Annotated in this window: 24 protein-coding genes and 1 tRNA gene; 12 read left to right on the forward strand and 13 right to left on the reverse strand. The window is 62.5% G+C overall.

Translation table 11 applies throughout. The features are described from left to right. Positions 1-57: 57 nt before the first annotated feature. Both ABK249_RS26445 and ABK249_RS26450 read left to right on the forward strand, forming a co-directional pair. Entirely contained in the window at positions 58-444 is a 387-nt protein-coding gene (locus ABK249_RS26445) for a TIGR02300 family protein (RefSeq protein ID WP_037151690.1), read from the forward strand. 156 nt (positions 445-600) lie between these two features. Further along, a tRNA-Ala gene (locus ABK249_RS26450) sits at positions 601-676 on the forward strand. Between the two features lie 64 nt (positions 677-740). Here ABK249_RS26450 and ABK249_RS26455 read toward each other — a convergent pair. The 4 genes from ABK249_RS26455 to ABK249_RS26470 form a co-directional block, all read right to left on the reverse strand. Then, a complete protein-coding gene (locus ABK249_RS26455; protein ID WP_348864512.1) occupies positions 741-998 on the reverse strand; it encodes a hypothetical protein in 258 nt (85 codons plus the stop codon). Between the two features lie 77 nt (positions 999-1,075). Next, the gene (locus ABK249_RS26460) at positions 1,076-1,987 is read right to left on the reverse strand and encodes a DMT family transporter (RefSeq protein WP_037151696.1); all 912 of its coding nucleotides are present in this window, start codon (positions 1,985-1,987) and stop codon (positions 1,076-1,078) included. Beyond that, entirely contained in the window at positions 1,984-4,386 is a 2,403-nt protein-coding gene (locus ABK249_RS26465) for a PIG-L family deacetylase (protein WP_348864514.1), read from the reverse strand. The genes ABK249_RS26460 and ABK249_RS26465 overlap by 4 nt, the downstream gene beginning before the upstream one ends. 19 nt (positions 4,387-4,405) lie before the next feature. After that, a complete protein-coding gene (locus tag ABK249_RS26470) occupies positions 4,406-5,635 on the reverse strand; it encodes an ROK family protein (RefSeq protein WP_348864515.1) in 1,230 nt (409 codons plus the stop codon). A 260-nt stretch (positions 5,636-5,895) separates the two neighbouring features. Here ABK249_RS26470 and ABK249_RS26475 point away from each other — a divergent pair, with 260 nt between their 5' ends. Genes ABK249_RS26475 through ABK249_RS26500 form a run of 6 tightly spaced genes read left to right on the forward strand, consistent with a single transcriptional unit; the run spans position 5,896 to position 12,430 of the window. Then, a complete protein-coding gene (locus ABK249_RS26475; protein ID WP_081952845.1) occupies positions 5,896-7,161 on the forward strand; it encodes an extracellular solute-binding protein in 1,266 nt (421 codons plus the stop codon). Positions 7,162-7,176: 15 nt separating this feature from the next. Beyond that, entirely contained in the window at positions 7,177-8,130 is a 954-nt protein-coding gene (locus ABK249_RS26480; protein ID WP_348864516.1) for a carbohydrate ABC transporter permease, read from the forward strand. Next, positions 8,127-8,981: a carbohydrate ABC transporter permease gene (locus ABK249_RS26485; protein ID WP_227704869.1), complete on the forward strand. Its 855-nt coding sequence runs from the start codon at positions 8,127-8,129 to the stop codon at positions 8,979-8,981. The genes ABK249_RS26480 and ABK249_RS26485 overlap by 4 nt, the downstream gene beginning before the upstream one ends. 4 nt (positions 8,982-8,985) lie before the next feature. Then, entirely contained in the window at positions 8,986-10,494 is a 1,509-nt protein-coding gene (gene argH / locus ABK249_RS26490; protein ID WP_348864517.1) for an argininosuccinate lyase, read from the forward strand. Then, the gene (locus ABK249_RS26495) at positions 10,494-11,534 is read left to right on the forward strand and encodes an ABC transporter ATP-binding protein (RefSeq protein WP_037151715.1); all 1,041 of its coding nucleotides are present in this window, start codon (positions 10,494-10,496) and stop codon (positions 11,532-11,534) included. Before argH ends, ABK249_RS26495 begins: the two co-directional genes overlap by 1 nt. Beyond that, on the forward strand, positions 11,531-12,430 hold the full coding sequence (locus ABK249_RS26500; protein ID WP_348864518.1) for a carbohydrate kinase family protein: 900 nt from the start codon (positions 11,531-11,533) through the stop codon (positions 12,428-12,430). The genes ABK249_RS26495 and ABK249_RS26500 overlap by 4 nt, the downstream gene beginning before the upstream one ends. Here ABK249_RS26500 and ABK249_RS26505 read toward each other — a convergent pair. From ABK249_RS26505 to ABK249_RS26530, 6 genes are all read right to left on the reverse strand, one after another. After that, complete coding sequence (locus tag ABK249_RS26505) at positions 12,427-13,428, reverse strand: ABC transporter ATP-binding protein (RefSeq protein WP_348864519.1); 1,002 nt, start codon at positions 13,426-13,428, stop codon at positions 12,427-12,429. The genes ABK249_RS26500 and ABK249_RS26505 overlap by 4 nt on opposite strands. 11 nt (positions 13,429-13,439) lie before the next feature. Then, positions 13,440-14,504 (reverse strand): Gfo/Idh/MocA family protein, encoded by a 1,065-nt coding sequence (locus tag ABK249_RS26510; RefSeq protein ID WP_348864521.1) that lies wholly within the window; start codon positions 14,502-14,504, stop codon positions 13,440-13,442. Next, positions 14,501-15,340 (reverse strand): carbohydrate ABC transporter permease, encoded by an 840-nt coding sequence (locus tag ABK249_RS26515; RefSeq protein ID WP_037151726.1) that lies wholly within the window; start codon positions 15,338-15,340, stop codon positions 14,501-14,503. Before ABK249_RS26515 ends, ABK249_RS26510 begins: the two co-directional genes overlap by 4 nt. A gap of 10 nt (positions 15,341-15,350) precedes the next feature. Then, positions 15,351-16,301 (reverse strand): carbohydrate ABC transporter permease, encoded by a 951-nt coding sequence (locus tag ABK249_RS26520; protein WP_348864522.1) that lies wholly within the window; start codon positions 16,299-16,301, stop codon positions 15,351-15,353. Between the two features lie 208 nt (positions 16,302-16,509). Next, entirely contained in the window at positions 16,510-17,778 is a 1,269-nt protein-coding gene (locus ABK249_RS26525) for an ABC transporter substrate-binding protein (RefSeq protein ID WP_348864523.1), read from the reverse strand. A gap of 24 nt (positions 17,779-17,802) precedes the next feature. Next, positions 17,803-18,717 (reverse strand): N-acetylmuramic acid 6-phosphate etherase, encoded by a 915-nt coding sequence (locus ABK249_RS26530; protein ID WP_348864525.1) that lies wholly within the window; start codon positions 18,715-18,717, stop codon positions 17,803-17,805. Between the two features lie 208 nt (positions 18,718-18,925). On the opposite strand from ABK249_RS26530, the gene ABK249_RS26535 reads away from it, so the two are divergent. From ABK249_RS26535 to nagA, 4 genes are read left to right on the forward strand one after another with little or no spacing between them, the layout of a single operon-like run. Next, positions 18,926-19,813, forward strand: coding sequence for a glucosamine kinase nucleotide-binding domain-containing protein (locus ABK249_RS26535; protein WP_348864526.1), 888 nt, complete (start codon positions 18,926-18,928; stop codon positions 19,811-19,813). Continuing rightward, the gene (locus ABK249_RS26540; RefSeq protein WP_348864527.1) at positions 19,810-20,574 is read left to right on the forward strand and encodes a GntR family transcriptional regulator; all 765 of its coding nucleotides are present in this window, start codon (positions 19,810-19,812) and stop codon (positions 20,572-20,574) included. The genes ABK249_RS26535 and ABK249_RS26540 overlap by 4 nt, the downstream gene beginning before the upstream one ends. Positions 20,575-20,587: 13 nt before the next feature. After that, a complete protein-coding gene (locus ABK249_RS26545) occupies positions 20,588-21,610 on the forward strand; it encodes an SIS domain-containing protein (RefSeq protein ID WP_348864528.1) in 1,023 nt (340 codons plus the stop codon). Beyond that, a complete protein-coding gene (nagA, locus tag ABK249_RS26550) occupies positions 21,607-22,767 on the forward strand; it encodes an N-acetylglucosamine-6-phosphate deacetylase (RefSeq protein ID WP_348864529.1) in 1,161 nt (386 codons plus the stop codon). Before ABK249_RS26545 ends, nagA begins: the two co-directional genes overlap by 4 nt. Before the next feature lies 1 nt (position 22,768). Here nagA and ABK249_RS26555 read toward each other — a convergent pair whose 3' ends face one another. From ABK249_RS26555 to ABK249_RS26565, 3 genes are all read right to left on the reverse strand, one after another. Next, positions 22,769-24,151 (reverse strand): sensor histidine kinase, encoded by a 1,383-nt coding sequence (locus ABK249_RS26555; protein WP_348864531.1) that lies wholly within the window; start codon positions 24,149-24,151, stop codon positions 22,769-22,771. Positions 24,152-24,159: 8 nt separating this feature from the next. After that, complete coding sequence (locus ABK249_RS26560; protein ID WP_227704857.1) at positions 24,160-24,837, reverse strand: response regulator; 678 nt, start codon at positions 24,835-24,837, stop codon at positions 24,160-24,162. 70 nt (positions 24,838-24,907) lie between these two features. Continuing rightward, a complete protein-coding gene (locus tag ABK249_RS26565) occupies positions 24,908-25,417 on the reverse strand; it encodes a DUF1993 domain-containing protein (RefSeq protein WP_227704856.1) in 510 nt (169 codons plus the stop codon). Between the last annotated feature and the right edge of the window lie 90 nt (positions 25,418-25,507).

Consider the following 25,507-nt stretch of genomic DNA (forward strand, 5'->3'; position numbering starts at 1 on the left):
AGCCGCTTTCCAAGCGGCGCGCCGATCTACTCGGCCATCCCTCATGAGGCTCTGACTGTGGCAAAAGCGGAACTCGGAACCAAACGCACCGATCCGGATACCGGCAAGAAGTTCTATGACCTGAACCGCGACCCGGTGGTCTCCCCCTATACCGGCAAGTCCTGGCCGCTCTCCTTCTTCGAAGAAAACAGCGTAGCTGTGAAGATGGAACAGGCCGAGGAAGAGGACGTCCAGGAAGTCGATACCGAAAATCCGGAAGTCGAACTCGTTTCGCTCGAAGAAGGCGACGAGGCCGCCGGCGGCGATGACCTGCCGGATATCGGCGACGACGATGTCGATCTCGGCGATGACGACGACGATACCTTCCTTCAAACCGATGAAGACGATGAAGACGACGATATGTCGGGCATTATCGGCGTCACCGGCGACGACGACGAAGTCTGATCGGATTCCACACCAAGGCCCGGCAATTCAATAAAAGTTGCCGGGCCGACAAATTTCGGCTTGCACTCTCCGAAAACCGGAAGTAATAAGCCGCCACTCCGCGAGGCGCAGCGCCTAGGAGTTTCCCAGGACCGGAAAATACCGGACCACCCTGATGGGGCTATAGCTCAGCTGGGAGAGCGCTTGCATGGCATGCAAGAGGTCAGCGGTTCGATCCCGCTTAGCTCCACCAAATCCTCCCCCTCAATAAGTTCCTTTCAGCGGGAACTGAAACGCACGCTTCAAGACAAAAGCCGTCACCTCATCAGCACAGAGTGCGGATGATCTGACGGCAGTCGGGACGTGGGCTTTCGGGAGGTTGCAATGCCACGCAACAGCCGCACCTTGCGCGACGCCTTCTCGTCAATCTCGCGCTGTCGGGCGTATGCAAGGTTATTGGCTGCCATTTCATCGCGATAATGCTGCCGATGAGCATCGGCCATCTGCCTGATGACGACCGTAAATACGCCGGCCAGAACCGTGACGCAGGAAAGAATGACGAATAGAGCGGCCATAGGCGCCTCCTTGTCTCTTTGTAACGACAAGGCCGGCAGAAAGTTCGACAACGCGGTCTGATCCCGCTCACATTGGTTCACATCATCTTGCGCACAGCACGAGCGCGGCGCTGCTCAAGCCAAGCTGCTCCTTGAAGCGAGGCAAGTATGATGACCACTCCGGCCACCACCCGAACCTCCGGCACCTCGCCGAAGAAGACGTAACCGACGACCGTCACGAATACGATCGAGAGGTAGCCGACCGGCGCCAGCACGCTGGCATCGGCGATGCGGTAGGCCCGCAGGAAGCAGTATTGTCCCAATTGGGCGAGAAAGCCGATGCCGAGCAGCGGAAGCCAGTCGAACCGAGCCACCGGCTGCCATGTGAAGATGGCCGGCACGGCGGTGATGACGGCAAGGCCGACCGTGTAGAAAACCATCATCACGGTGGTATTCTCATCCTTCAGCGCGCGGGTCTGGATAATTGCCAGCGAACCGAAGACGACAGAGATCAGGACAACCAGGACCTCGATATCAAAGCTCTCGGTGCCCGGCGCCATGACGATCAATACGCCACCAAAGGCTACGGCCGCGCCAAGCCAGCGGATACGGCTCACCGTCTCGCCAAGCAAGGCGACCGCCATGGCCATGGTAATCAATGGCCGCGAAAAGCCGACGGCATTGACCGTGGCGAGCGGCAGCATGGTGATCGCCAGGAAATTGCTGGTGAGCGCGATCGCATTGCATGAGATGCGGAGAATATTCCGCCATGGGTGCTTGATGCGGACCATCTCCTCCCGATGGTGCCAGATGAGCGGCAGGATGAAGAGAAGTCCGATCATCGCCCGGATAAAGACGAGCTGGAACGCCGGGTAGGTTGCCCCTTGCGCCTTGACCAATGCCGTCATGCCGCCGGAAACCAGTGTCATGTCGAGCAGCAGCCAGCCGATCCCGATGCGGGCGTTTGATGCCTGCTCCTGGTCTGTTTCTATCGCCCCTTCCGTGCTCACGCCGGCTGCACGAGGTTCGCCATCAGCCGGAAGGCGCCGGGGACCAGCTTGTCGAGCTGGTGATGCAGCACGAGGCTAGTATGAGTGTGACGCCCCCTGCCGATCGCACCGGAGATCAGCGCGCCCTTCAGCGGCTGTTCGTTGACGTCATGCATGGCGAGCAGCGGTTCGTAGGCGTCATCCCAGCGGGAGACGAAATAGAGCCCGCGCTCCTTGTCCCATCCCTGCCAGTCTTCCGGGCCGATGACGTTGGGTCCTTTCAGGAGGACATGTTCCGGCGCAAGCACAGCAACTTCGGCGCGCGGATCGGTGACGCGCCAACGCAGCGAGGGCGAGCCGATATCGATGCGGCGGACCGGCGTTTCCTCCGGATTCCAGCCGTCGGTCGGCCGGTGATAGAGAGTGACGAGATGGCCGCCCTCTTCCACGAAGCGATGCAGGCGGCCAGTCGCGGCGGCGAGATCCTTGCGGATGCCGAAGGCGAAGATGCCGACGACGATGGTGGTGAACCGCGAAAGATCGCCGGACAGCGCCTGCGCATCGAGTTCGGTGACGTCGAGCCCCATGCGGGCGAGCCACAGGCCGGCGCGATCCGCTCCGCCGCCCACGTAGCCGACGCGGGCGCCTTCCGGTAGCTTCAAGTCGAGCGAGAGGATTTTCAGCATCGCCGGGGCGCGGAAGCTCGCGCGGCCGATATGCCTGTAGGCGATCGGCGTGACTTGGAAGGCAGGGCGGCCATCGACCTGCGGTTCGATTTCGACGAGGCCGGGCCTGACGGCATCGGTCGCGGACGCGATCCAGTCGCCGTCGGCCTTCTTTATCGTCCAGCCGGCCGGCGTCCTGAAGGAGACCGGCGCGTCGACGCCGGAGATATCCGCCTTGACCAGCCATTCGGTCTGCTTCGTGCCGAGCGGAACCACCAGCGCATCGGGCAGCAGGGTCAGCGACTGAGCAGGTGCGACCGCGAACGGTTCTTCCAGATCGAAGGTGCCGGTAACGGTCCGGCCGGCGATTTCGGCCGAGACCTTTACATGCGCATGGCCATTGCCGCCCATCGCCGACCAGGCGGGAAGGTAAAGATCGGAAAGCGGCGCGTCGGAGGCGGCGGTCAGCGCGAAAAGCCGGTCATGGGTGAACGACTGAACGGACGACGAGACACCGGCCGGCAGAACCGGAACGACATCGACCTTGTGATCCGAAGCGCCTTCCCCGAGTTCGACGGTGAGTATCGCTGCACCGCCGGGCGATATGACGGAAGGCACGGCATAGGCGCGCTCGAAGACTGCAGCCGCATCCAGGATCGCCGCATCGACTTCCATCTGCTTGCGCGCGATACGGTGGCCATGCAGGGCCATGAATTCTTCCGGCGCGGAGGAAGCAACAATGTCAAGCCAGCCGGCCGCTTCGGCCAGCGCCTTGATGATCGCCTCGCGATCCGGAAAGGCCGAAATGGCCACCGCAATCGCACTATCCGCCGATCGCAACGCATTCGCTGCATCGCTCGGAAGATCGGAAAAATCGGCAAGCGCTGAAAGCGAAGTCGGCAGGTTTTCAAGAACGGAATGTTCAGCCACCGAACCGACGGCGGAGAGCTTCAGATGCAGCTCCCATTGCCGCTCCGGCCGTTTCGGCCAATGCCCCATGCCCTGGGAGGCATGATAATAGCGCGACCATTCGCCGATCCGGTCGTATTCAGCACCTGTCGCAGGCTCGCGGCCTTCCGCCAGCACCGTCACGGTCGTATCCGGCGGCGGCACCTCGTCGTCGTAAGTGTCACCGCCTCCCGACCACGCCGGCAGGTAATATTTCGCGACCTGCCAGGGCCTCAGGCCCTCGGCGAAATGCTCCGGATAGGCATTGGCGTCGGCGGCGAGTGCAATCGCCGCCTCGGCGGCCCGCGTCATGGCACGGTGATGGCCGTGCTGGCCCGGCACATCGAGGAATGTCGGAATGACAATATCCGGCCGCTCCATGCGGTAGGCGCGCACCAGACGCTCCACCGTGCGGGCTTCGCCCCAGCGGATGAACGTGGCGTCGCCATCCTTGGAGAAGCCGAAATCGTGGACCGGATCGGATGGACCATGGCCAAGCCAGGAAACATCCGAGTCAATCGCGCGGGCCGCTTCCTCAAGTTCGCGGGAGCGCAGCACGCCGAGCGGGCCGAGCCGCTCAGGACCCAGCGCATTCTGGCCGCCCTCGCCGCGGGTCGAACAGGCGATGATGACGCGCATGCCGAGGCCGAGGCGAAACCAGGCGAGCATGCCGTTCTGCTCGTCGTCCGGATGCGCCCCCGTGTTCATCATCGTGACCGTCGCTTTCAGCCGCGAAAGCTTGCGATGGAGCCGGACGAGCGAGGGATCGGCCATCTGCCGTTCAATGCGTTCGCGGGCGGTCAGCATGAAATCTTCTCCCAATATGTCAGACAGGAATATCGGCAAGCCCCGCAAGCGAAGTCTCGAGCTTGGGTGTCACCATGTCGAAAAGCGGAAGGGCCGCAGCGCCGAGCGCGGCCGTCAACTGGCCCGTCTTTCCGCGCAGCACGCGCGGCAGGGCGCGCTGGCGGCGGCTGGCGACCGAGGTGGGCAGGTTGTTGCCCAGGCGGGTGATGATATCGTCAATGACGGCGTCCGGAAGCGCGCCGCCCAGGATCACCGTCTGCGGGTCAAGGATGTTTTCGAGCATCGCCACCATCGGGCCGAGATAGGTGGCAGCCTCGTCCACCCACTCCTCCACGATCGGATGATTTGCGGCATGAAGCCTCTCGATATCGGCGAACTCGCATTCCGGGATACCGGCGCGGCCAAGTTTCTCCTTCAGCACATAGACGGAGGCGTAACCTTCCAGGCAGCCGAGCTGACCGCAGGAAGGGCAGGGTCGTCCCTTGGGAACGACGGTCACGTGGCCGATTTCGCCGGCATTGCCGAAGGCACCGCGATAGGGCGCGCCGTCCTGAATGATCCCCAACCCGATGCCGACGCCGAAATAGATCATGCCGAAATTGGATATCGTCAGCCCCGCGCCGAACAGGCGTTCGCCGACGGCGGCGGCGGTCGCATCGTTTTCGACCACGACCGTATGTCCGCAGGCCTCGCCCAGCGCCTGCGCCGCATCGAGGCCGGCCCAGCCGGGAAGCGTGGTCGGACCGACCGACGTCATGCCGTCGATCTCGAAGGGGCCCGGCATGACGACGCCGGTGCCAAGCAATTTCGACCCCACAGATTTCTCGACGGTCGAAAGTTCCGACGTAAAGGCCGAAAGAATATGCTCCGGTGTCGTGTCCTTAAGGTAAGTGATCCGCTTCTCCCTTAGCCTGCCGGACAGATCGAGGGCGACAGTCACCATGCGGTCGGCAGCGATTTCCACGCCGATCGTCACGCCGCCCTCCGGGTTCACCGCAAACTGGATGGGCGGCTGGCCGCGCCCGGAACGCAGGCGTCCCATTTCCATCAGCAGCCCCTCGCCCACCAGCTCGTCGACGATATTGGCAACGGCCTGGGGGGTGAGCTGCGTGATCTTGGCGATATGAGCGCGTCCAAGCGAACCGTGCCGGCGCACCACGTCCAGTACGACGCGGCGGTTGTGATCGCGGCTTCGTTCGGGGTTCTTGCCGATGGCCACCGGGTGCGTGCCGATCGTGTGTATCGTCATGTCGCCGACCTTCCGTTCCAGGCGATTCATAGCGCCGGAAAACGGGTTCTCGCAATAGAATAATTCAAGTAAATTATCTTATTGACAAACGGCCTCAGTCGGGGAACCGTAAGGAAAGGGCTGAGGCGAAGGGGTCGCAGCACTTCAAACGGGAGGCATCGAAGCGATCCTTCCGGAAACCAAAAAACGCATCGGATCGCGCAATGCGGCCGAATGCAGGGAACAATCAAACCCCAAGACCGGCGGACCCGGCGGGGCAAATGGAGGCTCACATGCGCAAGGCAACCTTGTTCGCCGGTCTCGTCGCCGGCTTCAGCACGTTCGCATTCAACGCCGCGCAGGCGGTCGAAATCGAATACTGGCAATATGTGTTCGATACGCGCGTGAAGGCGATGGACCAGCTTATCGCCGAGTTCCAGAAGGCCAATCCGGATATCACCGTCAAGCAGGTCACCTTCCCCTATGCCGATTACCAGACCCGCGTGATCGCCGCCAACATGTCCGGCAACGGCCCGGACGTCATGCAGCTCTTCTATGGCTGGCTCGACAAGTTTGCGGCCGGCGGCATCCTGCAGCCGCTGCCGACCGACGCCTTCCCGCATGACAAGATCGAGAGCGAGTTCTTCCCGATCGTGACCGCGATGAAGCGCGGCGACGACTATTACGGACTGCCGACGGCCGTTCGCTCGCTCGCCCTTTTCTACAACAAGAAGCTCTTCACAGAGGCCGGCCTCGACCCGAACAACCCGCCGAAAACGCTCGATGAATATGTCGCCGCGGCCGAGAAGATCGCCAAGCACGATGCCGCGGGCAACCTGACGGTGGCCGGCTCCACGCTCGACATGGGCGGCCAGGACCACCAATGGTGGCGCGAGGTGCTGATCCGCCAGTTCGGCGGCGTTCCCTATACCGACAACGACCAGAAGGTTGCCTATGACAGTGAGGCTGGCATCAAGGCGCTGAAATTCTACACGAGCCTGCAGCTTGAAAAGAAGATCGGTCAGGCCGGTTTCATGGACGAAGGCCAGGCCGCCTTCCGCGGCGGCAAGGCCGGCATGACGATCGACGGCACGTTCCGCCTCGGCTCCTTCCGGACCATCAAGGATTTCGAATGGGGCGTGACCGAACTGCCCGCCAATGCCGAGGGCGTGCGCTCCAATTATGCCAGCTATTTCGCAAACGGCATCGGCGCCAAGACCACGGGCGAGGAACTCGAAGCCTCCAAGAAATTCCTGGCCTATATCTCCTCTCCGGCAGCCATGGACATCTGGCTGAAGACGGTCGGCGAACTGCCGGCACGCCGTTCCGCCGCTCTCACCGAAGCGAACCTCAAGGACCCGATCTACGGACCATTCCTGAAGGGCCTGGAATACGCCCATACCACGCTGTTCCTGGATGAAGCCGCCCAGCGCCAGAATGCCATCGACATGGCAAACCGCGTGCTGCTCGAAGGCCAATCCGTCGAGGATTCCATCAGCCAAGCGGCGCAGGCCGAGCAGGAAATCATCGACTCGGCCAAGCCGTAATCCCTGGAGCCGGTCATGGCATCGATCGAACAGCAGGGGACGGCATCCGGCCGTCCCGGCGGATCTCCAGGGATATCCTTTGGGGACCGCCTTTCCATACGGACGAAGCGGCTTCTCTGGGTCTGGGGATTCCTGGTTCTGCCGATCCTCTTCTATGCGGTCATCCGCTTCTATCCCACCGCGCAAGCCTTCTGGCTGTCCTTCACCAACTGGGACCTGCTCCGGCCGGCGAAATTCATCGGGATCGCCAATTACACCAAGCTGTTCAAGGACCCGCAGTTCTGGAAGGTGTTCCGGAATACCTTCACCTACCTGGTCATCGGCACGCCGATCAGCCTCGTGCTCTCCTTCACGATCGCCTTCTTTCTCGACCGCGTGCGCTTCATGCACGGCTTCATCCGGGCGCTCTATTTCCTGCCCTATCTCACGACCGCCGCGGCGATGGCCTGGGTCTGGCGCTGGTTCTACCAGCCGCCGCCGATCGGCATCATCAACGACGTGTTCGGCATGCTCGGCATTCCGCAGCAGCCCTTCATCCGCTCCGTGGACCAGGCGCTTTATTCGATCATGGTCACCGCCATCTGGGCGGGTCTCGGCTTCCAGATCATCATCTTCATGGCCGGGCTTCGCGCCATCCCGACCACCTTCTACGAGGCCGCCCGTATCGACGGCCTCGGCGAATGGGCGATCCTGCGCAAGATCACCCTGCCGCTCCTCAAACCCACGACCGTATTCCTGGTGGTCTTCTCGTCGATCGGCTTCCTGCGCATCTTCGACCAGGTCTACAACATGACCACCAACGACCCCGGCGGGCCGCTCGGGTCGACCAAGCCGCTGGTGCTGATGATCTACCAGACAGCCTTCAACTCCTATGCCATGGGCTATGCCGCGGCGCAGACGGTGGTGCTCTTCTCCATCCTGCTCGTCGTATCGCTGCTGCAGCTCTTCATCCTGAGGGAAAAGAAATGAGCGACGCTGCACCCGTCTCCCCGCCGCTCTACAAGGCCGATGTCCGCCCCGGCAGGATCATTGCCTGGACACTGCTCTTCATCGGCGGGCTGATCATGGTCTCGCCACTCGCCTTCATGTTCTCCACCTCGCTGAAGACGGCCGACCAGGTCTACGACCTGCGCCTCATCCCCGCCGCTCCGACGCTCGCCAACTATATTGCCGTGCTGGCGGACGGGCGCTTCATGCGCTGGTTCTTCAACTCGATGCTGGTCGCGACGATCGTCACGTTGTCCAACTGCTTCTTCGACAGCCTGGTCGGCTACACGCTCGCCAAGTTCGAGTTCCGCGGCCGCTATTTCATCTTTCTCGCCATCCTCTCGACGCTGATGATCCCGACCGAGATGCTGGTCATCCCGTGGTACCTGATGTCGAGCCAGCTCGGGTGGCTCGACAGCTACTGGGGCATCATGTTCCCCGGCATGATGACCGCCTTCGGCACCTTCCTGATGAAGCAGTTCTTCGAGACGGTGCCGAACGACTTCATCGAGGCGGCCCGCGTCGACGGTCTCAACGAATTCCAGATCTGGTGGAAGGTCGCCATGCCGCTCGTCACGCCGGCGCTCTCGGCGCTCGCCATCTTCACCTTCCTCGGCAACTGGACGGCCTTCTTCTGGCCGCTGATCGTCACCACCAGCAAGGAACTCTATACGCTGCCGGTCGGGCTTTCGAGCTTTGCCGTGGAGCAGCAGATCCAGTGGGAAATGATCATGACGGGGGCGGCGATCGCCACCATTCCCACGCTCATCGTCTTCCTCGTCCTGCAGCGCTACATCGTCCGCGGCGTCATGCTGGCGGGCCTGAAAGGATAAAGCCATGGCGGACCCGCGCCTTTCCGACACCAGCAAATTCCCCGATCCAGTCTACAAGGAGACCGTGCTCAAGCCCCTCTTCGATGGCGCCAGGAGCCATCATGTCGACGGTTTCCGCCGCATCGATCGCGCCCATCTCGTCATGCTCGTCGAGACCGGCATCCTTGATCGGGATCTGGCTTCCAGGATCGCGGATGCACTGGAAGCGATCGACCGGGAGATCGATCCCTCGACACTCGTCTATACCGGCGAGGTGGAGGACTTCTTCTTCCTGATCGAGAAGGAATTGAAGGCGCGCATCGGCGTCGACACCGCTGGCCGGCTGCACACCGCCCGCTCCCGCAACGACATCGACCACACGCTCTTCAAGCTCGGGCTGAAGGACAAGATCGACGCGCTGATGGGCAAGGCCAGGCTGTTGCTTGCGGCGATGATCGATGCGGCCGATCGGGAGAAATCCACGCTGATCGTCGCCTATACGCATGGCCAGCCCGCCCAGCCGACGACCTTCGGCCACTATCTCTCGGCCGCAATCGAAGTGCTGATCCGCGATATCGAGCGCTTTGCCGAGGCCCGCCGCATCGTCGACCTCTCGCCTATGGGGGCTGCGGCGATCACCACGTCGGGCTTTCCGATCGACCGCGCTCGCGTCGCCGAACTGCTCGGCTTTTCCGCGCCGCTGCGCAACTCCTATTCCTGCATCGCGGCGGTCGACTATACGACCGCCACCTATTCGGCCATCGAGCTGATGTTCCTGCATCTCGGCCGCCTCATCCAGGACTTCCAGTTCTGGACGAGCTTCGAAGTGGGCCAGATCTACGTGCCGAACGCGCTGGTGCAGATTTCCTCGATCATGCCGCAGAAGCGCAATCCGGTGCCGATCGAGCATCTGCGCCACCTCGCCAGCCAAACTTTTGGCCGGGCGCGGACCGTGCTCGACGTGATGCACAACACCCCTTTCACCGACATGAATGACAGCGAAGGCGAGACGCAGGGCATGGGCTACGAGGCCTTCGCCTCCGCCTCGCGCGTGCTCGATCTGCTGGCAGCCCTGATCAGCCAGATCAGCATCGACCCGGAGCGCGTCGACCAGAACATCCGCCGATCGTGCATCACCATCACCGAGCTTGCCGACTCGCTGGTGCGGATCGAAGGCCTCTCCTTCCGCGAGGCGCACGAGATCGCCGCAGCGACGGCGAAAAGCGTCGTCGCCGCCAAGGGCGACCTTACCAATGACGGTTACGAGCCCTTCCTCAAGGCCTTCGAACATTCGGTAGGCCGCAAGCCTTCGGTCGATCTTCCAAAATTTAAAGAGATCGTCTCGCCGGAACATTTCGTCGCCGTGCGCGCCCGCTTCGGCGGCCCGGCACCCGAGCCGATGCAGGATGCACTCAGAGCCTACCGGGAAAAGCTCGCGGTGTTCGAAGCTGCGGCGAAGGAAGCTGCCGATCATGAGGCCGCTGCTGCTGCGGAATTGAAAGAAAAGTTCACCGCGCTTACGGGAGCCCGCTGATGGCGACGATAGAACTTGAAAAGCTCGTAAAGCGCTACGGCAAGGTCGAAGCCGTCAAGGGTATCGATCTTTCGATCGCCGATGGCGAATTCGTCGTCTTCGTCGGCCCGTCCGGCTGCGGCAAATCGACAACGCTCAGGATGATCGCCGGTCTTGAGGAGATTTCGGACGGCACGCTGAAGATCGGCGATGCGGTGGTCAACCAGCGCGAGCCGAAACAGCGCAACATCGCCATGGTGTTCCAGAACTATGCAATCTATCCGCATATGACGGTGCGCCAAAATATCGGCTTCGGCCTCTACACGTCGAAGCTCAGCAAGGCCGAGAAGGACAAGCGGATCGAGGAAGCCGGCAAGATCCTCGGGTTGGAAGCCCTGCTCGACCGCCGGCCGGCCGCGCTTTCCGGCGGCCAGCGCCAGCGCGTCGCGATCGGCCGCGCCATGGTGCGTGATCCGGCCGCCTTCCTGTTCGACGAGCCCCTGTCCAACCTCGACGCTCAGCTTCGCTCGCAGATGCGCATCGAGATCAAGCGCCTGCACCAACGGCTGAAGACCACCACCGTCTATGTCACCCACGACCAGATCGAAGCCATGACCATGGCCGACCGGATCGTGGTGATGAAGGACGGTAACATCCTGCAGGTCGGCACGCCGTCGGAACTCTATGAAAGCCCGGTGGACGTCTTCACCGCCCGCTTCATCGGCAGCCCGTCGATGAACCTCGTGCGCGGCAGGCGCAACGGCTCCGGCGTGGACATGGCTTCCGCAGGCGATATCCTGATCGGGGTCAGGCCGCACGACCTGATCGCCCATGCCAAGACAGTAGACAGCGATGGCTTCAGACTGACGGGAACGGTAACCGCCGTGGAGCCACTGGGACCTGAAACACTGGTTCATCTGGACATTGCCGGCGCCTCGGTGATAGCGACGGCGCGGGACAAATCCATACCGGCCGTCGGCAGCGAGTTCACCTGCGAAGCCGCGCCCGGCAGCCTTTACCTCTTCGATGCCAGCACAGAGAAATTTCTGGGCCGTTCATGATGACGCATACAGAGACTAGATCCGCGGTGCTCAGCATCGGGCGGGTCTATTGCGACCTTATTTTCACGGGCCTCGATCACCTGCCGGTGTTGGGGCGCGAGCTTTTTGCAAGTGGCATGGAGATCGCGGCGGGCGGCGGCGCCTTCATCGCCGCAGCGCATATGGCGCATGCCGGGCGCAAGGTGGCACTCGCCGCACGGATCGGCATGGATTCACTGTCAGCCGGCGTCGAGGCACAGCTCCGTGAAAGCGGGGTCGACCTGCGTTTCGTCGAACATGCCGGGGATGCCGGCCCGCAGATTACCGTGGCCGCCGTCGTCGGGCAGGACCGGGCCTTCCTCACCCGCCGGGCCGGGCCGGCACCGCCCGCGACGCTTGATGCCGCGCTCGATTGGGAGGAGGCATGCCATCTTCACATTGCCGAGTATGCGACTCTGCACGAAATCCCCGACCTCGTGTCCCGCGCCAAGGAGAAGGGGCTGACCGTCTCGCTCGACCCGAGCTGGGATGCCACCCTGATCTACGACCGCGGCCTGCTTCGCGCCTGCGAGGGCGTCGATCTCTTCCTGCCGAACCTGGAGGAAGCGGAGGCGATCACCGGTTCGGCCGATCCTCAGGTTGCGATCCGCAAGCTGTCGCTCGCCTTTCCGCTGGTGGTACTGAAGGGAGGCGCTGAGGGCGCCTGGGTCATGTCGAGCGGCCGGATGCTGCATGCGCCGGCGGAAACCGTGCCGGTGATCGACACGACCGGTGCCGGCGACGCCTTCAATGCCGGGTTCATCAACGCCTGGCTGAATGGAGCCTCGGAAGAGATGTGCCTTCGGGCCGGCATCCGTTTCGGCAGCCTGGCGGTCCAGGCGGCCGGCGGGGCCAAATTGCTGACGACGAGCGATTAAGCGATCGCTCGATCATTCGCGTCGAAGCGGTGCAGGCTCGCCCTGTCGGGCGTCGCGAACACCACGTCGTCCGGCATGTGGCGATGTTCCCCGAACAGGCGGACGGTCAAGAGGCCAGTCGCCTCGGTCTCCAGATAGACGATCGTATCGGCGCCCAAGTGTTCCACATGGATGACCTTGCCCTTCCAGTCGCCGTTTTCACGCGAGAGGGCTATATGCTCCGGGCGGATGCCGATGGTCTTGGCGCCGGCGTCGCCCAGCTTTTCGGCCGGGATGAAGTTCATCTGCGGGGAACCGATGAAGCCGGCCACGAAAATATTAGCCGGCTTATTATAAAGCTCCATGGGTGAGCCAACCTGCTCGATCGCGCCGGCATTCAGCACGACGATCTTGTCCGCCAGCGTCATCGCCTCGACCTGATCGTGGGTGACGTAGATCATCGTCGCCTTCAAGCGCCGGTGCAGGCCGGCGATCTCCAGGCGCGTTTGCACACGCAGCGCCGCATCGAGGTTCGAGAGCGGCTCATCGAACAGGAAAAGCTTCGGTTCGCGCACGATGGCGCGGCCGATCGCGACGCGCTGGCGCTGGCCGCCGGAAAGCTCGGCCGGGCGGCGAGTGAGATAGGGATCGAGCGACAGCATGGAGGACGCCTTGGCGACACGCTTGTCGATCTCTGCCTTTTCCGTGCCGGCCTGTTTCAGGCCAAGGCCCATATTGTCCTTGACCGTCAGGTGCGGATAAAGCGCATAGGACTGGAACACCATGGCAATGCCGCGTTTGGCAGGCGGCACATTGATGACCTCGGCGCCATCGATCCTCACGCTGCCCGATGTCGCGTCCTCAAGGCCGGCTATCACTCGCAGCAACGTAGACTTGCCGCAGCCGGAGGGGCCGACGAAGATGACGAATTCTCCGTCCTTCACCTCGAGATCGATGCCCTTCAGCACCTCGTGGGTGCCGAAGGCCTTGCGGATGGATTTCAGTTGGAGGGAACCCAAGGGCTTTTTCCTTAAAGTTTCACGGGCCTGCCGGTGCGCACGCTCTCATCCGCAGCAAGGCAGATGCGCAGCGACTGTACGGCATCATCCATGTGCCGGGAGAGATCGATATTCTCGCGGATGGCCTTCAGCACATAGGCCTGTTCGAGATCGCAAAGTTTCTGGTGATCCGGTTCGCCGGTCATCGACAGATCCTCGTCGGCGCGGATGAACCGGCCGTCCGGGCCGGTCTCGGCCGAATGGACGCGGATCACCGAGGTTTTCGTATGTGTATCGATGTCGTCGGATTTCGCCTTCGCGTCGACGAGGATCGAGACCGAGCCCTTGGGCGACATGACGTCCTTCACGAAGAAGGCCATTTCCGACATCATCGGGCCCCAACCCGCCTCGTACCAGCCGACCGAGCCGTCCTCGAACAACACTTGCATGTGGCCGTAGTTGTACATATCCGGCGCGACCTCTTCGGTCATGCGCAGCCCCATGCCGCGCACTTCGACCGCTTTGGCATCGGTAATCTGGCACCAGACGTCGACATAATGCACGCCGCAATCGACGATCGGCGGGGTCGTCTGCATCAGCGCCTTATGCACGTCCCACTTGTCGCCGGAGGACTGCTGGTTGAGGTTCATGCGGAACACGTAGGGAGGCCCGAGCTTGCGGGCCTCCGCGATCAGCCGCATCCAGGACGGATGATGGCGGAGGATATAGCCGACCACCAGCTTGCGGTCATGCTTCCTGGCGGCCGCAACGACGCGCTCGGCATCGGCAACTGTGGTCGCCAGCGGCTTTTCGACGAAGACGTGGCAGCTGGCCTCGAAAGCCATGACGGCATAGTCCGCGTGGCTGTCGGAATAGGTGTTGATCGAGCAGAGATCCGGCTTCGTCTCCCGCAATGCCTGCTCGAAGTCCGTAAAGAGCGGATAGGCATCGAGTTCGCCCGGCAGGTCGCGCTTGGTGCGATTGACGAGACCGACGATCTCGAAGCCCGCATTGTCGTAATAGGCCAGTGCATGGCTCCTGCCCATATTGCCGAGGCCGGCGACAAGGACACGGATGGGACGATTGGACGGGTTCACTTGACGGCTCCGGAGGTAATGCCGCGGATCAATTGCCGCGAGAAGATGACGTATAGAACCATGACCGGCAGAATGGCGAGCGACAGCGCCGAGAGGACCGCATTCCAGTTGGTGACGAACTGGCCGATGAACATCTGCGCACCAAGCGTGACCGTCTTGGTGCTTTCGCCGGGGGCGAGGATCAGCGGGAACCAGAGGTCGTTCCAGATCGGGATCATGGTGAAGACTGCGACCGTCGCCATGGCCGGACGCACCAGCGGCAGGACGAGGCGGAAGAAGATCGCATATTCGGACAGGCCGTCGATGCGGCCGGCATTCTTCAGGTCGTCCGAGACGGTGCGCATGAATTCCGACAGGATGAAGATGGCAAGCGGCAGGCCCTGCGCCGTATAGACGAGGATCAGCGATGTCAGCGTGTTGACGAGGCCGGCCGCCACCATGCCCTGCAGGATCGCCACGGTGCCTAATCGGATCGGGATCATGATGCCGAGCGCCAGGTAAAGTCCCATCAGCGTATTGCCGCGGAAGCGGTATTCGGAAAGCGCGAAGGCGGCCATGGCGCCGGTGAGCAGAACCAGCGCGATCGACACGACCGTGACGATCAGGCTGTTCTGGAAATAGCCGACGAAATCGCCCTGGTTCAGCACGGTCTGGTAGCCGATCAGGCTAAAGGTCGACGGCGTCGGCAGCGCCATCGGCTCGCGGAAGATGGCATTGCGGCTCTTGAACGAATTGACCAGCGTCAAGAAGACCGGGAAAAGCGCCACCAGCGTATAGGCGATCAGCGCCAGGTGAATGAGCGCGGTGCGCAGCGGAGCGGAGCGGGCTTTCGACATGTCCGTCTCCTCAGAACTGATAGCGGCGCATGCGCCGCTGGATGACGAAGAGATAGAGCGAGACGCCGGCGAGGATGATGAGGAACATCACGGCAGCGATGGTGGCGCCCATCGAGCGGTCGCCCATCTGGTTCTGGAACCCGAAGAAGGTGCGGTAGAGCAGCGTGCCCAGGATATCCGTCGAGCCGTTCGGGCCGGCGAGCGCCCCCTGCACCGTGTAGATCAGGTCGAAGGCGTTGAAATTGCCAACGAAGGTCAGCACCGAGACGATGCCGATCGAGGGCAGGATGAGCGGCAACTTGATCTTCCAGAACTGGCTCCAGCCGGTAATGCCGTCGCACTCGGCCGCTTCCAGCACCTCGTCGGGAATATTCAGCAGCGCCGCATAGATCAGCATCATCGGAATGCCGACATATTGCCAGACCGAGATCAGCGAGACGGTGATGAGCGCCGTTTCCGGCTTGCCAAGCCAGGGCGCGAAGGCCCATTTCAGTCCCACCCAATCCATCATGCCGGGCGCAATGCCCCAGATCGGCGAAAGGATGAGCTTCCAGATGAAGCCGACGATGACGAAGGAAAGCAGTGTCGGCACAAAGATCGCCGAACGGTAGAAGGCGGCGAAGCGCAGGTTCGGCACCGACAGCATGGCGGCGATGGCAATGCCGACCGGGTTCTGCACGAGCATATGGATGATGAAGAAGATGACGTTGTTGCCAAGCGCGTTCCAAAAATCGGCGGAAAGCCTCGGATCGCTGAAGAGGACGCGAAAGTTGTTGAAGCCGACGAAGGCAAGCTGGCCTTCGACCATGTTGAAGAGCGAGAGCCTGAGCGTTTCGATGAGCGGCAGGATCATCACCGCTGTATAGACGAGGAAGGCCGGCGCCAGGAAGACGAGGATATGCCAGCGAGCGGGCCGCTTCACCGGGACGATCTCGGTATCGGTTATGTCGGTATCGCTCATGGCGCGGGTTCCGGTCTTTAGTTACGGCGGGTGCTGGATGTTACGGCAATGCCCCTCATCCGGCTACCGCCACCTTCTCCCCGTTTTGACGGGGAGAAGGAATATGCCGCAACGGTTTCCCCCATCTCGAAGGTCGAGCGAGGTAGGCCTCCTCTCCCCGCAAGCGGGGAGAAGGTTAGGGTGAGGGGCAGATGGTGGGCGTGAGGCGTTACTTCGCAGGCTTGTACCAGCTGTCGAGCCCTTTCTGGGTCTCTTCTGCCGCCTGATCCGGCGTTTGCGTGCCGTTGATGACGTTTGCCGAAACACGCCACATTTCGAGGTCGAGGTTCGGCTGGCCGCGGCCAACGATCGCCGCGCTCGGGCGGATCGTCGTCTTGCAGTTCTCGCGCCAGGAAACGAATTCCTGGGCAAGATCATCCGTCATTTTCACCGGCGTCGAGTTCAGGCTGAAAAAGCCCGGAAGCGCATTGGCGTAAAGCTCGGCGAATTCCGGCGAGGCGACCCAGGCGAGGAATTTCTTCGCCGCTTCCGGATTCTTCCCCTTGGCGTTGAGGCCGAGGCCGATGTCGTTATGGTCGGAGATGTAGCAGGCGTCGCCCGCCTTCTTCACCGGCGGCGGGAAAGCGCCCATTTCGAAATCGGCCTGAGCCTTGAACGGCGCGATTTCCCACGAACCGGCCGGATAGATCGCGGCGCGGCCGAGCGTGAAGAGGTTTTGGCTGTCCGGATAGGTCTGGGCCTCGAAACCATCGCCGAGATAAGGCTTCCACTTGGCAAGCGTTGCATAGGGCTCGACCCATTGCGGATCGGTGAGCTTCTCGGTGCCTGCGATCAGCGCCTTGCGGCCCTCCTCGCCCTTCCAGTAGTTCGGGCCAATGTTGTAGTAGCCCATCGTGGCGGCTTCCCACTGGTCCTTGGTGCCCATGGCGAGCGGGATGTAATTGCCATCCTTCTTGAACTTCTCGAGCACGGCGAAGAATTCATCCTCGGTCTTCGGAACCTCAACGCCGGCTTCCTCGAAAGCCTTCTTGTTGTAGATGAACCCGTGAATGACCGATGCCATCGGCACGCAGAAGGTGGTCTTGCCGTCATCAGTGGTCCAGGCGGACTTGGCGACGTCGGAGAAGTTCGAAATGCCGGGCAGGTCGTTCAGCGCCGCGAGCTGGCCTTTCTGGAACATGGCAAGCGACAGGTCGAACGGACGGCAGGTGATGAGGTCTCCGGCCGTGCCTGCCTCCAGCTTGGCGTTGACGGCGGAATTGTATTCCGTCGGCGCCATCGGCGCGAAGGTTACCTTGATGTCGGGGTTTTTCGCTTCGAAGGCCGGAATGATCTTCTCCTGCCAGATCGGCAGGTCGTCGTTGCGCCAGCTCTCGATGGTGAGCTGGGCGGTCTGCGCGGACGCGTCGGTGGCGACAAGGCCCGCAGGCGCGAGCACGGTCGTTGCGAAAAGCATGCCTTTCAAAATGCGGGTCATGATGTTCTCCCTCTTTTTGCGCCGTCAAGCGCGCTTCATGGAACTTTTGCCTGCGTGCAGCTCATCAAGTGCGACACGCAGCACCTCGCCGGACCTGGCCAGCAGCGCCTTCGCCGCTTCCGCATCGGCCGCACCGGCCGCAAGCAGAACCGCCACCTTCACCGAACCATCGGCAGCGCCGAACCAGGCGCGCGCTTCTTCGAAATCGATCCCTGCAATATCCGCCACCATGCGGGCGGCGCGGGCCCGCAGCTTGTCGTTATCGGCGCGCAGGCTGACCATATGGCCGTCATGCACGTGGCCAAGCTTCACCGCGGCCAGCGTCGAGAGCATGTTGAACGCCATCTTCTGCGCCGTGCCGGCCCCCATGCGGGTGGAGCCCGCCACCACTTCCGGCGGCGTTTCAAGCAGGATCGCCACATCGGCGCCATCGAACAGTCTTGCGCCGGCATTGTTGGCGATCGCCACCAGTTTCGCGCCGCGTGCCCTGGCCACTTCGGCGACGGCAACCGTATAGGGCGTCGAACCGCTGGCCGAGACACAGAGGACGCAGTCTTCTCCGGAGATGACATCCGCATCGTGCCGCCCGAGCACCGGATCGTCTTCCGGTCCGCCGGGCAGATCGGTGACCGGGGAAAGGCCGCCGGCGAACAGGACAACCAGCTTCTCCGGCGCGATCCCGTAAGTCCCGGGCAATTCAAGAGCATCGGTCATGGCGACCAGACCGGCGCTGCCGGCACCGACGTAAACGAGCTTGCCGCCGGACTTCAACGTTGCAGCCATAAGATCAGCAGCTTCGGCGATAGCCGGGATGGCGCGATCGACCGCTTTCGCAGCCTCCTGCTGGGCCGCTGCCAGAAGCCCGAGGATTTCGGCGGGCGCGCGCATGTCGAGCCCTTCCGCTTTCCCATGCCTTGCTTCGGTGGCGTTTTTGCTCATCCGATTTCTCCCTCTGACCAAAATGATGCCAAAAAAATACCAATTGTCCAGAAGGAAAATTAACTTTTATCACCAAATCAATAACGCACTTTGGGAAAAATGAAAATAATACAATCATTTCAGCGCAATATCGCAGAGCATTTCGAAAATCTGAAATCTCTCTTGGTTATTGGTATTTTTTTGGTATTATCAATTTCCGGAGGTATCCATGGTCGATTATTTTATCGGAATCGATGGCGGGGGAACCAGTTGCCGCGCGGCATTGGCCAACGGAAATGGCACTATTCTCGGCCGCAGCAAGAGCGGCGCGTCCAATATCCTCACTGATCCGGATACCGCGTTGAAACATATCGCCGAGGCGGCACGGCTCGCCTTTGAGGAGGCCGGGATCACGCCCGATCTCCCATCCGCGCCCGCCGTCCTTGGCCTTGCCGGCAATAATGTCGGAGACGCCGTGAACTACGTGCAGGCGCGATTGCCCTTCAAACAGTCGGAGATCGTATCCGACGGCGTGATCGCACTTCAGGGCGCGATCGGCGACGAGGACGGTGCGATCGGCATCGTCGGCACGGGAACCGTCTATATTGCGCGGCACGACGGAAAACTTCATTCGATCGCCGGCTGGGGATTCCAGGTGAGCGATCTCGGCAGCGGCGCGCGACTCGGCCAGCTTGCGCTGCAGGAAAGCCTGCTCGCCTACGACACTATCCGCCCGATGACCGGGCTCTCGAAAGCCATTCTCGCGGAGTTCGGGAACAATCCGGAGAACGTGGTCGATTTCGCCCGACTGGCGAAACCGGGCGACTACGGGCGCTATACGCCGAAGGTTTTCGAATACGCCCGGCAAGGCGACGAGGCGGCGATCCGCATCCTGAATACCGGGGCAGCCGGCATCGACGAAGCGCTTGATGCAGTGAACGCCATCACCAGGAGTAAAGGCCGGCTCTGCCTGCTCGGCGGCCTCGCACCGCTCTATCCCGAATATCTCGCAGAACGGCATCGCAGCCGGCTTTCCGAGCCGCTTGCCGACGCGCTGACGGGTGCCGTGGCGCTCGCGGTCAAGGCCTATGGCTCACCTTCGGAGGCGCGTGCATGAACGAGACGCTTGCCGCCATCCTTCCCTTCGACGGCCTGCAGAATGCCGGAACCGGGCCGCTCTACAGGAAATTGCGCCAGAGCCTGGAAGATGCGATCCGCTCCGGCAAGCTTGGTCACGGCGACGCGCTGCCGGCCGAACGTGACCTTGCGGATTACGCCAATGTCAGCCGCGTGACGGTGCGCAAGGCGGTCGACGATCTCGTCAAGGATGGACTGCTCACCCGCAGGCACGGTTCCGGCACCTTCGTGGTCAAGCCGCTGTCACGTGTCGAGCAGCCGCTGACCCGGCTCACGTCCTTTACCGAGGACATGGCGCGGCGCGGGCTGGTGACCAAGTCCGAATGGCTGGAACGGGGCCTGTTCCACCCTTCCCCGGAAGAAATGATGATGCTGGGTCTCGCCCCGGGGACGAAGGTGGCACGCCTCGGACGCCTGCGCATCGCCAACGACATGCCGCTTGCCATCGAACGCGCCAGCATTTCCGCCGAATTCCTGCCGGACCCTTCCGCCGTCACCAATTCGCTCTACGCGGAGCTGGAAAAAAAGGATGCCCGGCCCGTGCGCGCCATACAACGGATATCCGCCTGCAATATGAAGAACCCGGATGCCGGATTGCTGGCAGTGCCCGTGGGCTCCGCCGGGCTTTCGATCGAACGCGTATCCTATCTGGCATCCGGCCGCGTGGTGGAGCTCACCCGCTCGCTCTATCGCGGCGACGCCTATGATTTCGTGGCCGAGCTCTCGCTCGGCGAAAACTGACAAGGACTGAACCATGCAAACCCATATGCGGCAAGAGATCAACGAGATACCGGAGGCGACGGCCCGGTTGCTTGACCGGTCGGCAGCGGAGATCATTGCCGCCGGCCGGGCGCTCCGGGAGAAGGACCCCGCGTTCCTGATCACCATCGCCCGCGGCTCCTCCGACCATGCAGCGACCTTCATCAAATACGCGATCGAGCTTACGGCCGGCCGACCCGTCGCTTCGCTCGGCCCCTCGCTTGCCTCGATCTACGGCGCGAAGCTGAAGCTCGAGGGCGGCGCGGCGATCGCGATTTCCCAATCCGGCAAAAGCCCGGACATCGTCGCCATGGCGGAAGCCGCAACCAGATCCGGCGCTGTCACGATCGCGCTCACCAATACGCTGCCGTCGCCGATTGCCGGCGCTTCGAACCATGCGATCAACATCAATGCCGGACCGGAACTTGCGGTCGCGGCAACGAAATCCTTCGTCAATTCGATTGTCGCGGGCCTTGCGCTGCTTTCCGAGTGGGTGGACGACGAAGACCTGAAGGCTGCGATTCGCAACCTGCCGTCGCATTTCGAAAAGGCGGTCAAGCTCGACTGGAACGAACTGGCCAACGAGCTCGGCGATGCGGAATCGCTCTATATGCTCGGTCGCGGACCGGCGCTCTCGATCGCCAGCGAGGCTGCGCTGAAATTCAAGGAAACCTCCAACATGCATGCGGAGGCCTATTCCGCAGCGGAAGTGCTGCACGGTCCCGTGGCACTGGTGGAAAAGCGGTTTCCGGTCGTCACCTTCGCGGCGCGCGACGCGGCCGAGGCCTCGGCCGTCGAGATTGCCGAGAACCTCGCCGCCAAGGGGGCGCTTGCCTTTGCGACCTCCGACAAGGTCAAGGCCGCTCGAAAGCTGCCTTTCGTCGCGACCGGCCATCCACTCACCGACGCGCTAGCGCTCATCCTGCCCTTCTACGGCTTCGTGGAAGCCTGGTCGCGCGCCAAGGGCTTCAACCCGGATGCGCCAGTTGCACTGAAGAAGGTGACCGAAACATTATGAGTACAGCCAAGGCCATCACCGGCGCCCGCATCTTCGACGGCGCTTCCTGGCATCAGAATGCCGCGCTCGTTTTCGGCAACGGCCGGGTCGAGGCGATCCGGCCCGTCGCGGCCCTGCCGGAAGGCATCGAGACGATCGATGCCGGTGGCGGTCTGATCGTGCCCGGCTTCATCGACCTGCAGGTGAACGGCGGCGGCGGCGTGCTGCTCAACGAGGAGCCGACTGTCGAGGGTCTCAAGCAGATCTGCGCGGCGCACGCCAAGTTCGGCACGACCGGCCTGCTGCCGACCCTCATCACCGACACGTTCGAGATCACGGCAAAAACCGTCGAGGCCGGCAAGCAAGCGAAGCAACAGGGCGTGCCGGGTTTCCTCGGCCTGCATCTCGAAGGTCCGCATCTTTCCATCGCCCGCAAGGGGGCGCATGACCCGAAGCTGATCCGGCCGATGGAGGAGAAGGACATCGAACTCATGCTCTCCTGCCAGAGCATATTCGATGCGATGATGATCACCGTCGCGCCGGAGAACGTCACCCCGGAACAGGCGAAGCGGCTTGCGGAGGCCGGCTTGATGGTGAGCCTCGGCCACACCGACACAACCTATGAAACAGCCAGGGCCTACGCCGAGGCGGGCGTGCGCACCGTCACGCATCTCTTCAACGCCATGAGCCCGCTTGGCCATCGCCAGCCGGGCGTCGTCGGTGCGGCGCTGGACATCGGCTCGCTCTACGCCGGGCTGATCGCCGACGGCATCCATGTCCATCCCGCGGCGATGGGCATTGCTCTGCGGGCAAAGAACGGACCGGGCAAAATCTTCATCGTCACCGATGCCATGTCGCCGATCGGTACGGAGATGAAGAGCTTTACCCTCAACGGACGCGAGATCCTGCGGCAGGACGGCCGGCTGACGCTTGCCGATGGGACGCTTGCAGGGGCTGACATCGACATGATCTCGTCGGTGCGCTTCGTGCATGAAAGGCTCGGCCTGCCACTCGAAGAAGCATTGCGGATGGCATCAGCCTATCCGGCGGAAGCGGCATGGCTCTCCGGCCGCAAGGGCGCACTGAAACCCGGCTTCGATGCGGATTTCGTTATTCTCGCCGAGGATCTCGGCATGAAGAGCACCTGGATCGGCGGCATCATGGCTCATCAGGAATGAATTAGCCGGCTACCGGAAAGCGGATTTCCACCGTCAGCCCTCTGCCCTCGCGGCCGCCCGCGAGGGTCATTGCCGCGCCGTGGAGCCGGGCAATCTCCTCGATGATCGGCAGGCCGAGACCGCTGCCCGCCTTGTCCGTTTGCTCGCCACGCTCGAAGCGCTTCAATACGGAAGCCCGTTTCTCCGGCGGAATGCCGGGACCGTTGTCCTCGACTTCCAGCACGGCCGTATCGCCGTCCTGTCTCACGCGGACTGTCACCTCCGCGCCGTCCCCGGCATAAAGCAAAGCATTGCCGATCAGGTTCTTCAGGAGCTCGCCGATCAGCAGCGGCTCCGCGAAGATCGCAACGCCGCACCCGCCTTCGAACCCGAGATCGATGCCGGCTTCGGCGGCAAGCGGCACATGGTCCGCCGTCGCGCCCTGCGCCAGGGTCGCCAGATCGACCTTCTGCATCGAAGCGGAGCGCTTCGATGCATCAATCTTCGCCATCAGCAGGAGCTGGGCCAGGATGCGTTCGGCATCGGCAACCGCCTCATCCGCCTTGCGGACCGCTTCCTTCGCCCCGTCCAGCCCGGCAGCGCGGCCGGCCAGCGCAAGCTGCGTGCGGATGATGGCAAGCGGCGTTCGGAGCTGATGGCTGGCATTGCCGGTGAAATGCCTGAGAGCCTCCAGTGCCCCCTCGAGCCGCACCATGAAGGAGTTGACCGTATCGACAAGGCCCTGGACCTCGCTCGGCACCCGTTCGCTGATCGGATGCAGGTCGTCCGGGCTGCGCTCGGCGATCGCTTCACTGAAGCGGTAGAGCGGGCGGAGCGACAGGCTGACAGCAACCCAGACGATGACCGCTGCGCCGGCGATCATGAAAAGCAGGCGCAATACCGACCGGATCAGAATGGTCCGAGTCAATTGCTGGCGGGCGATCGTGGTTTCCGCCACGGTGACGATGAAGGGCACCGAATTGATGCCGGTCGAGGCGGACCGGGCGAGTGCCGCCACACGGATCGGCTCACCGCGGAAGGTGGCGTTCTCGAACGCCGCCGCCTGGCCCTCCCGGCGGGGGATCGAGGGCAGGTTCTGATAACCGGTGATGAAGGTTCCCGGCGGGCCGTCGACCCGGTAGAAGACGCGATCCTGTGCCGCCGACGTCAGCATCTCCAGCGCCACATAGGGGATATCGACTTCCAGCGAGCCGTCTTCGGCAACGATCACCCGTTCCGCGATCGCCAGCGCCGAGCCGGCCAGAACGCGATCGGAAACCTCGTTCGCCGTATCGACGGCCTCGTCCCATGTGTCGACCATGGCGACCGTGCCGATCACCGCCGTCGAGATGAGGAGCCAGGCGAGCAGCCGCCGGCGCAGCGAGTAGGCGGCAGTTTGCGTCATTGGCGGCGTCATGGTACGGGCGCCACCGTATCGAGATAGTAACCGATGCCACGGGCAGTCTTCACCGTCAGCCCATGCGACGCAAGACGACGGCGCAGACGGCTCACATATTGCTCGATCGCATTGGCCGAAAGATCGTCGTCGAAACCAGTCAGCGAGCGCATGATCGCGTCCTTGGAGACGACCTTGCCAGCGCGCAGGAAAAGGAGTTCCAGGAGCGCCACTTCGCGTGCAGGAATATCGAGCGGAGCGCCATGGCTGGAGAATGTCCGGGAATTCAGGTCGAAGGTGACGCCGCCATAATTGACGATCGAGCTTCTCAGGCCCGCGTGACGGCGCAGAAGCACACGGATGCGCGCCTCGAATTCCGAGATATCGAAAGGCTTGATCATGTAGTCATCGGCGCCGAGATCGAGCCCCTTCACCCGCTCCTCCGGCGTGCCGCGGGCCGTCAGGATCATGACGGCGGCCTTGTTCTGCCTGGCCCGCATCGCGCGCAGCACGTCGAGCCCATCCATCTCGGGCAGATTCAGGTCGAGGATGACGAGGTCGTATGTCTCCGCAGCGGCAACCGCTTCCGCAGAAGCGCCGTCCGCCACAGTATCGACGGCATAGCCGCTGCCGCGCAGGATCGTCGACAGCCCCTCGGCCAACGCCTGATTGTCCTCGACCAGAAGGATACGCACCCGTTGTTCCCCTTTTTCTTCCAGTTTACAGGCGCAAGAAAGGGAAGTCACGGATGAGTTGGGAGCACGGTTATTGGCTCCGGCCGATATAGTCCATCTTGCCGATCGGCACGCCCTTGTGGCGCAGGATCGCGTAGGCCGTTGTGACGTGGAAATAGAAATTCGGGATGGCAAAGCCCAGGACATAATTACGGCCGGTGAAGGTCGTCGATCCGCTGCGGGTCTTCAGCACCACCTCGGCCTCTTCACGGTCGGCCATCACGGCCGGATCGACACTTTTAAGAAAAGTCACGGTCCTTTCGATGCGGGCATGCAGGTCGGCAAAAGTCGCTTCGTTGTCGTCCATCGGCACGTTTTCCACCTGTCCGAGCCGGACGGGCACGAACTTGGCCGCGTCGCTGGCGCGCTGGATCTGCGCGATCAGCGGATACATGTCCTCGATCAGCCGGGCATTGAGAAGCTCCTTGTGCGCCAGGCCCTTTTCGTCGGCATAGGCCTCGCCCTTCTTCAAGATTTCGGTGAGATTGCCGAAGGCGCGGATGAAGACCGGTACGGTGATATCGTAGAGTGAGAGCGACATGGTTCTGACCTCTGTTTGCGGCAAGGCACCGGATCTTCCGGCGTGAAAAGAACCGCCCACAGGTAATGAGGCCTGTGGGGAAAACAAGCC

This window comes from Neorhizobium phenanthreniclasticum, from assembly GCF_040066075.1.
Classification (GTDB): Bacteria; Pseudomonadota; Alphaproteobacteria; order Rhizobiales; family Rhizobiaceae; genus Neorhizobium; species Neorhizobium petrolearium.

What these genes read in the sequence shown, in the direction of transcription:
- ABK249_RS26455 (WP_348864512.1), bottom strand. Translation starts at nt 998, where the DNA reads ATGGCCGCTCTATTCGTCATTCTTTCCTGCGTCACGGTTCTGGCCGGC.
- ABK249_RS26465 (WP_348864514.1), bottom strand. Translation starts at nt 4,386, where the DNA reads ATGCTGACCGCCCGCGAACGCATTGAACGGCAGATGGCCGATCCCTCG.
- ABK249_RS26470 (WP_348864515.1), bottom strand. Translation starts at nt 5,635, where the DNA reads ATGACGATACACACGATCGGCACGCACCCGGTGGCCATCGGCAAGAAC.
- ABK249_RS26475 (WP_081952845.1), top strand. Translation starts at nt 5,896, where the DNA reads ATGGAGGCTCACATGCGCAAGGCAACCTTGTTCGCCGGTCTCGTCGCC.
- ABK249_RS26480 (WP_348864516.1), top strand. Translation starts at nt 7,177, where the DNA reads ATGGCATCGATCGAACAGCAGGGGACGGCATCCGGCCGTCCCGGCGGA.
- ABK249_RS26485 (WP_227704869.1), top strand. Translation starts at nt 8,127, where the DNA reads ATGAGCGACGCTGCACCCGTCTCCCCGCCGCTCTACAAGGCCGATGTC.
- argH (WP_348864517.1), top strand. Translation starts at nt 8,986, where the DNA reads ATGGCGGACCCGCGCCTTTCCGACACCAGCAAATTCCCCGATCCAGTC.
- ABK249_RS26495 (WP_037151715.1), top strand. Translation starts at nt 10,494, where the DNA reads ATGGCGACGATAGAACTTGAAAAGCTCGTAAAGCGCTACGGCAAGGTC.
- ABK249_RS26500 (WP_348864518.1), top strand. Translation starts at nt 11,531, where the DNA reads ATGATGACGCATACAGAGACTAGATCCGCGGTGCTCAGCATCGGGCGG.
- ABK249_RS26515 (WP_037151726.1), bottom strand. Translation starts at nt 15,340, where the DNA reads ATGTCGAAAGCCCGCTCCGCTCCGCTGCGCACCGCGCTCATTCACCTG.
- ABK249_RS26520 (WP_348864522.1), bottom strand. Translation starts at nt 16,301, where the DNA reads ATGAGCGATACCGACATAACCGATACCGAGATCGTCCCGGTGAAGCGG.
- ABK249_RS26525 (WP_348864523.1), bottom strand. Translation starts at nt 17,778, where the DNA reads ATGACCCGCATTTTGAAAGGCATGCTTTTCGCAACGACCGTGCTCGCG.
- ABK249_RS26530 (WP_348864525.1), bottom strand. Translation starts at nt 18,717, where the DNA reads ATGAGCAAAAACGCCACCGAAGCAAGGCATGGGAAAGCGGAAGGGCTC.
- ABK249_RS26535 (WP_348864526.1), top strand. Translation starts at nt 18,926, where the DNA reads ATGGTCGATTATTTTATCGGAATCGATGGCGGGGGAACCAGTTGCCGC.
- ABK249_RS26540 (WP_348864527.1), top strand. Translation starts at nt 19,810, where the DNA reads ATGAACGAGACGCTTGCCGCCATCCTTCCCTTCGACGGCCTGCAGAAT.
- ABK249_RS26545 (WP_348864528.1), top strand. Translation starts at nt 20,588, where the DNA reads ATGCAAACCCATATGCGGCAAGAGATCAACGAGATACCGGAGGCGACG.
- nagA (WP_348864529.1), top strand. Translation starts at nt 21,607, where the DNA reads ATGAGTACAGCCAAGGCCATCACCGGCGCCCGCATCTTCGACGGCGCT.
- ABK249_RS26555 (WP_348864531.1), bottom strand. Translation starts at nt 24,151, where the DNA reads ATGACGCAAACTGCCGCCTACTCGCTGCGCCGGCGGCTGCTCGCCTGG.
- ABK249_RS26565 (WP_227704856.1), bottom strand. Translation starts at nt 25,417, where the DNA reads ATGTCGCTCTCACTCTACGATATCACCGTACCGGTCTTCATCCGCGCC.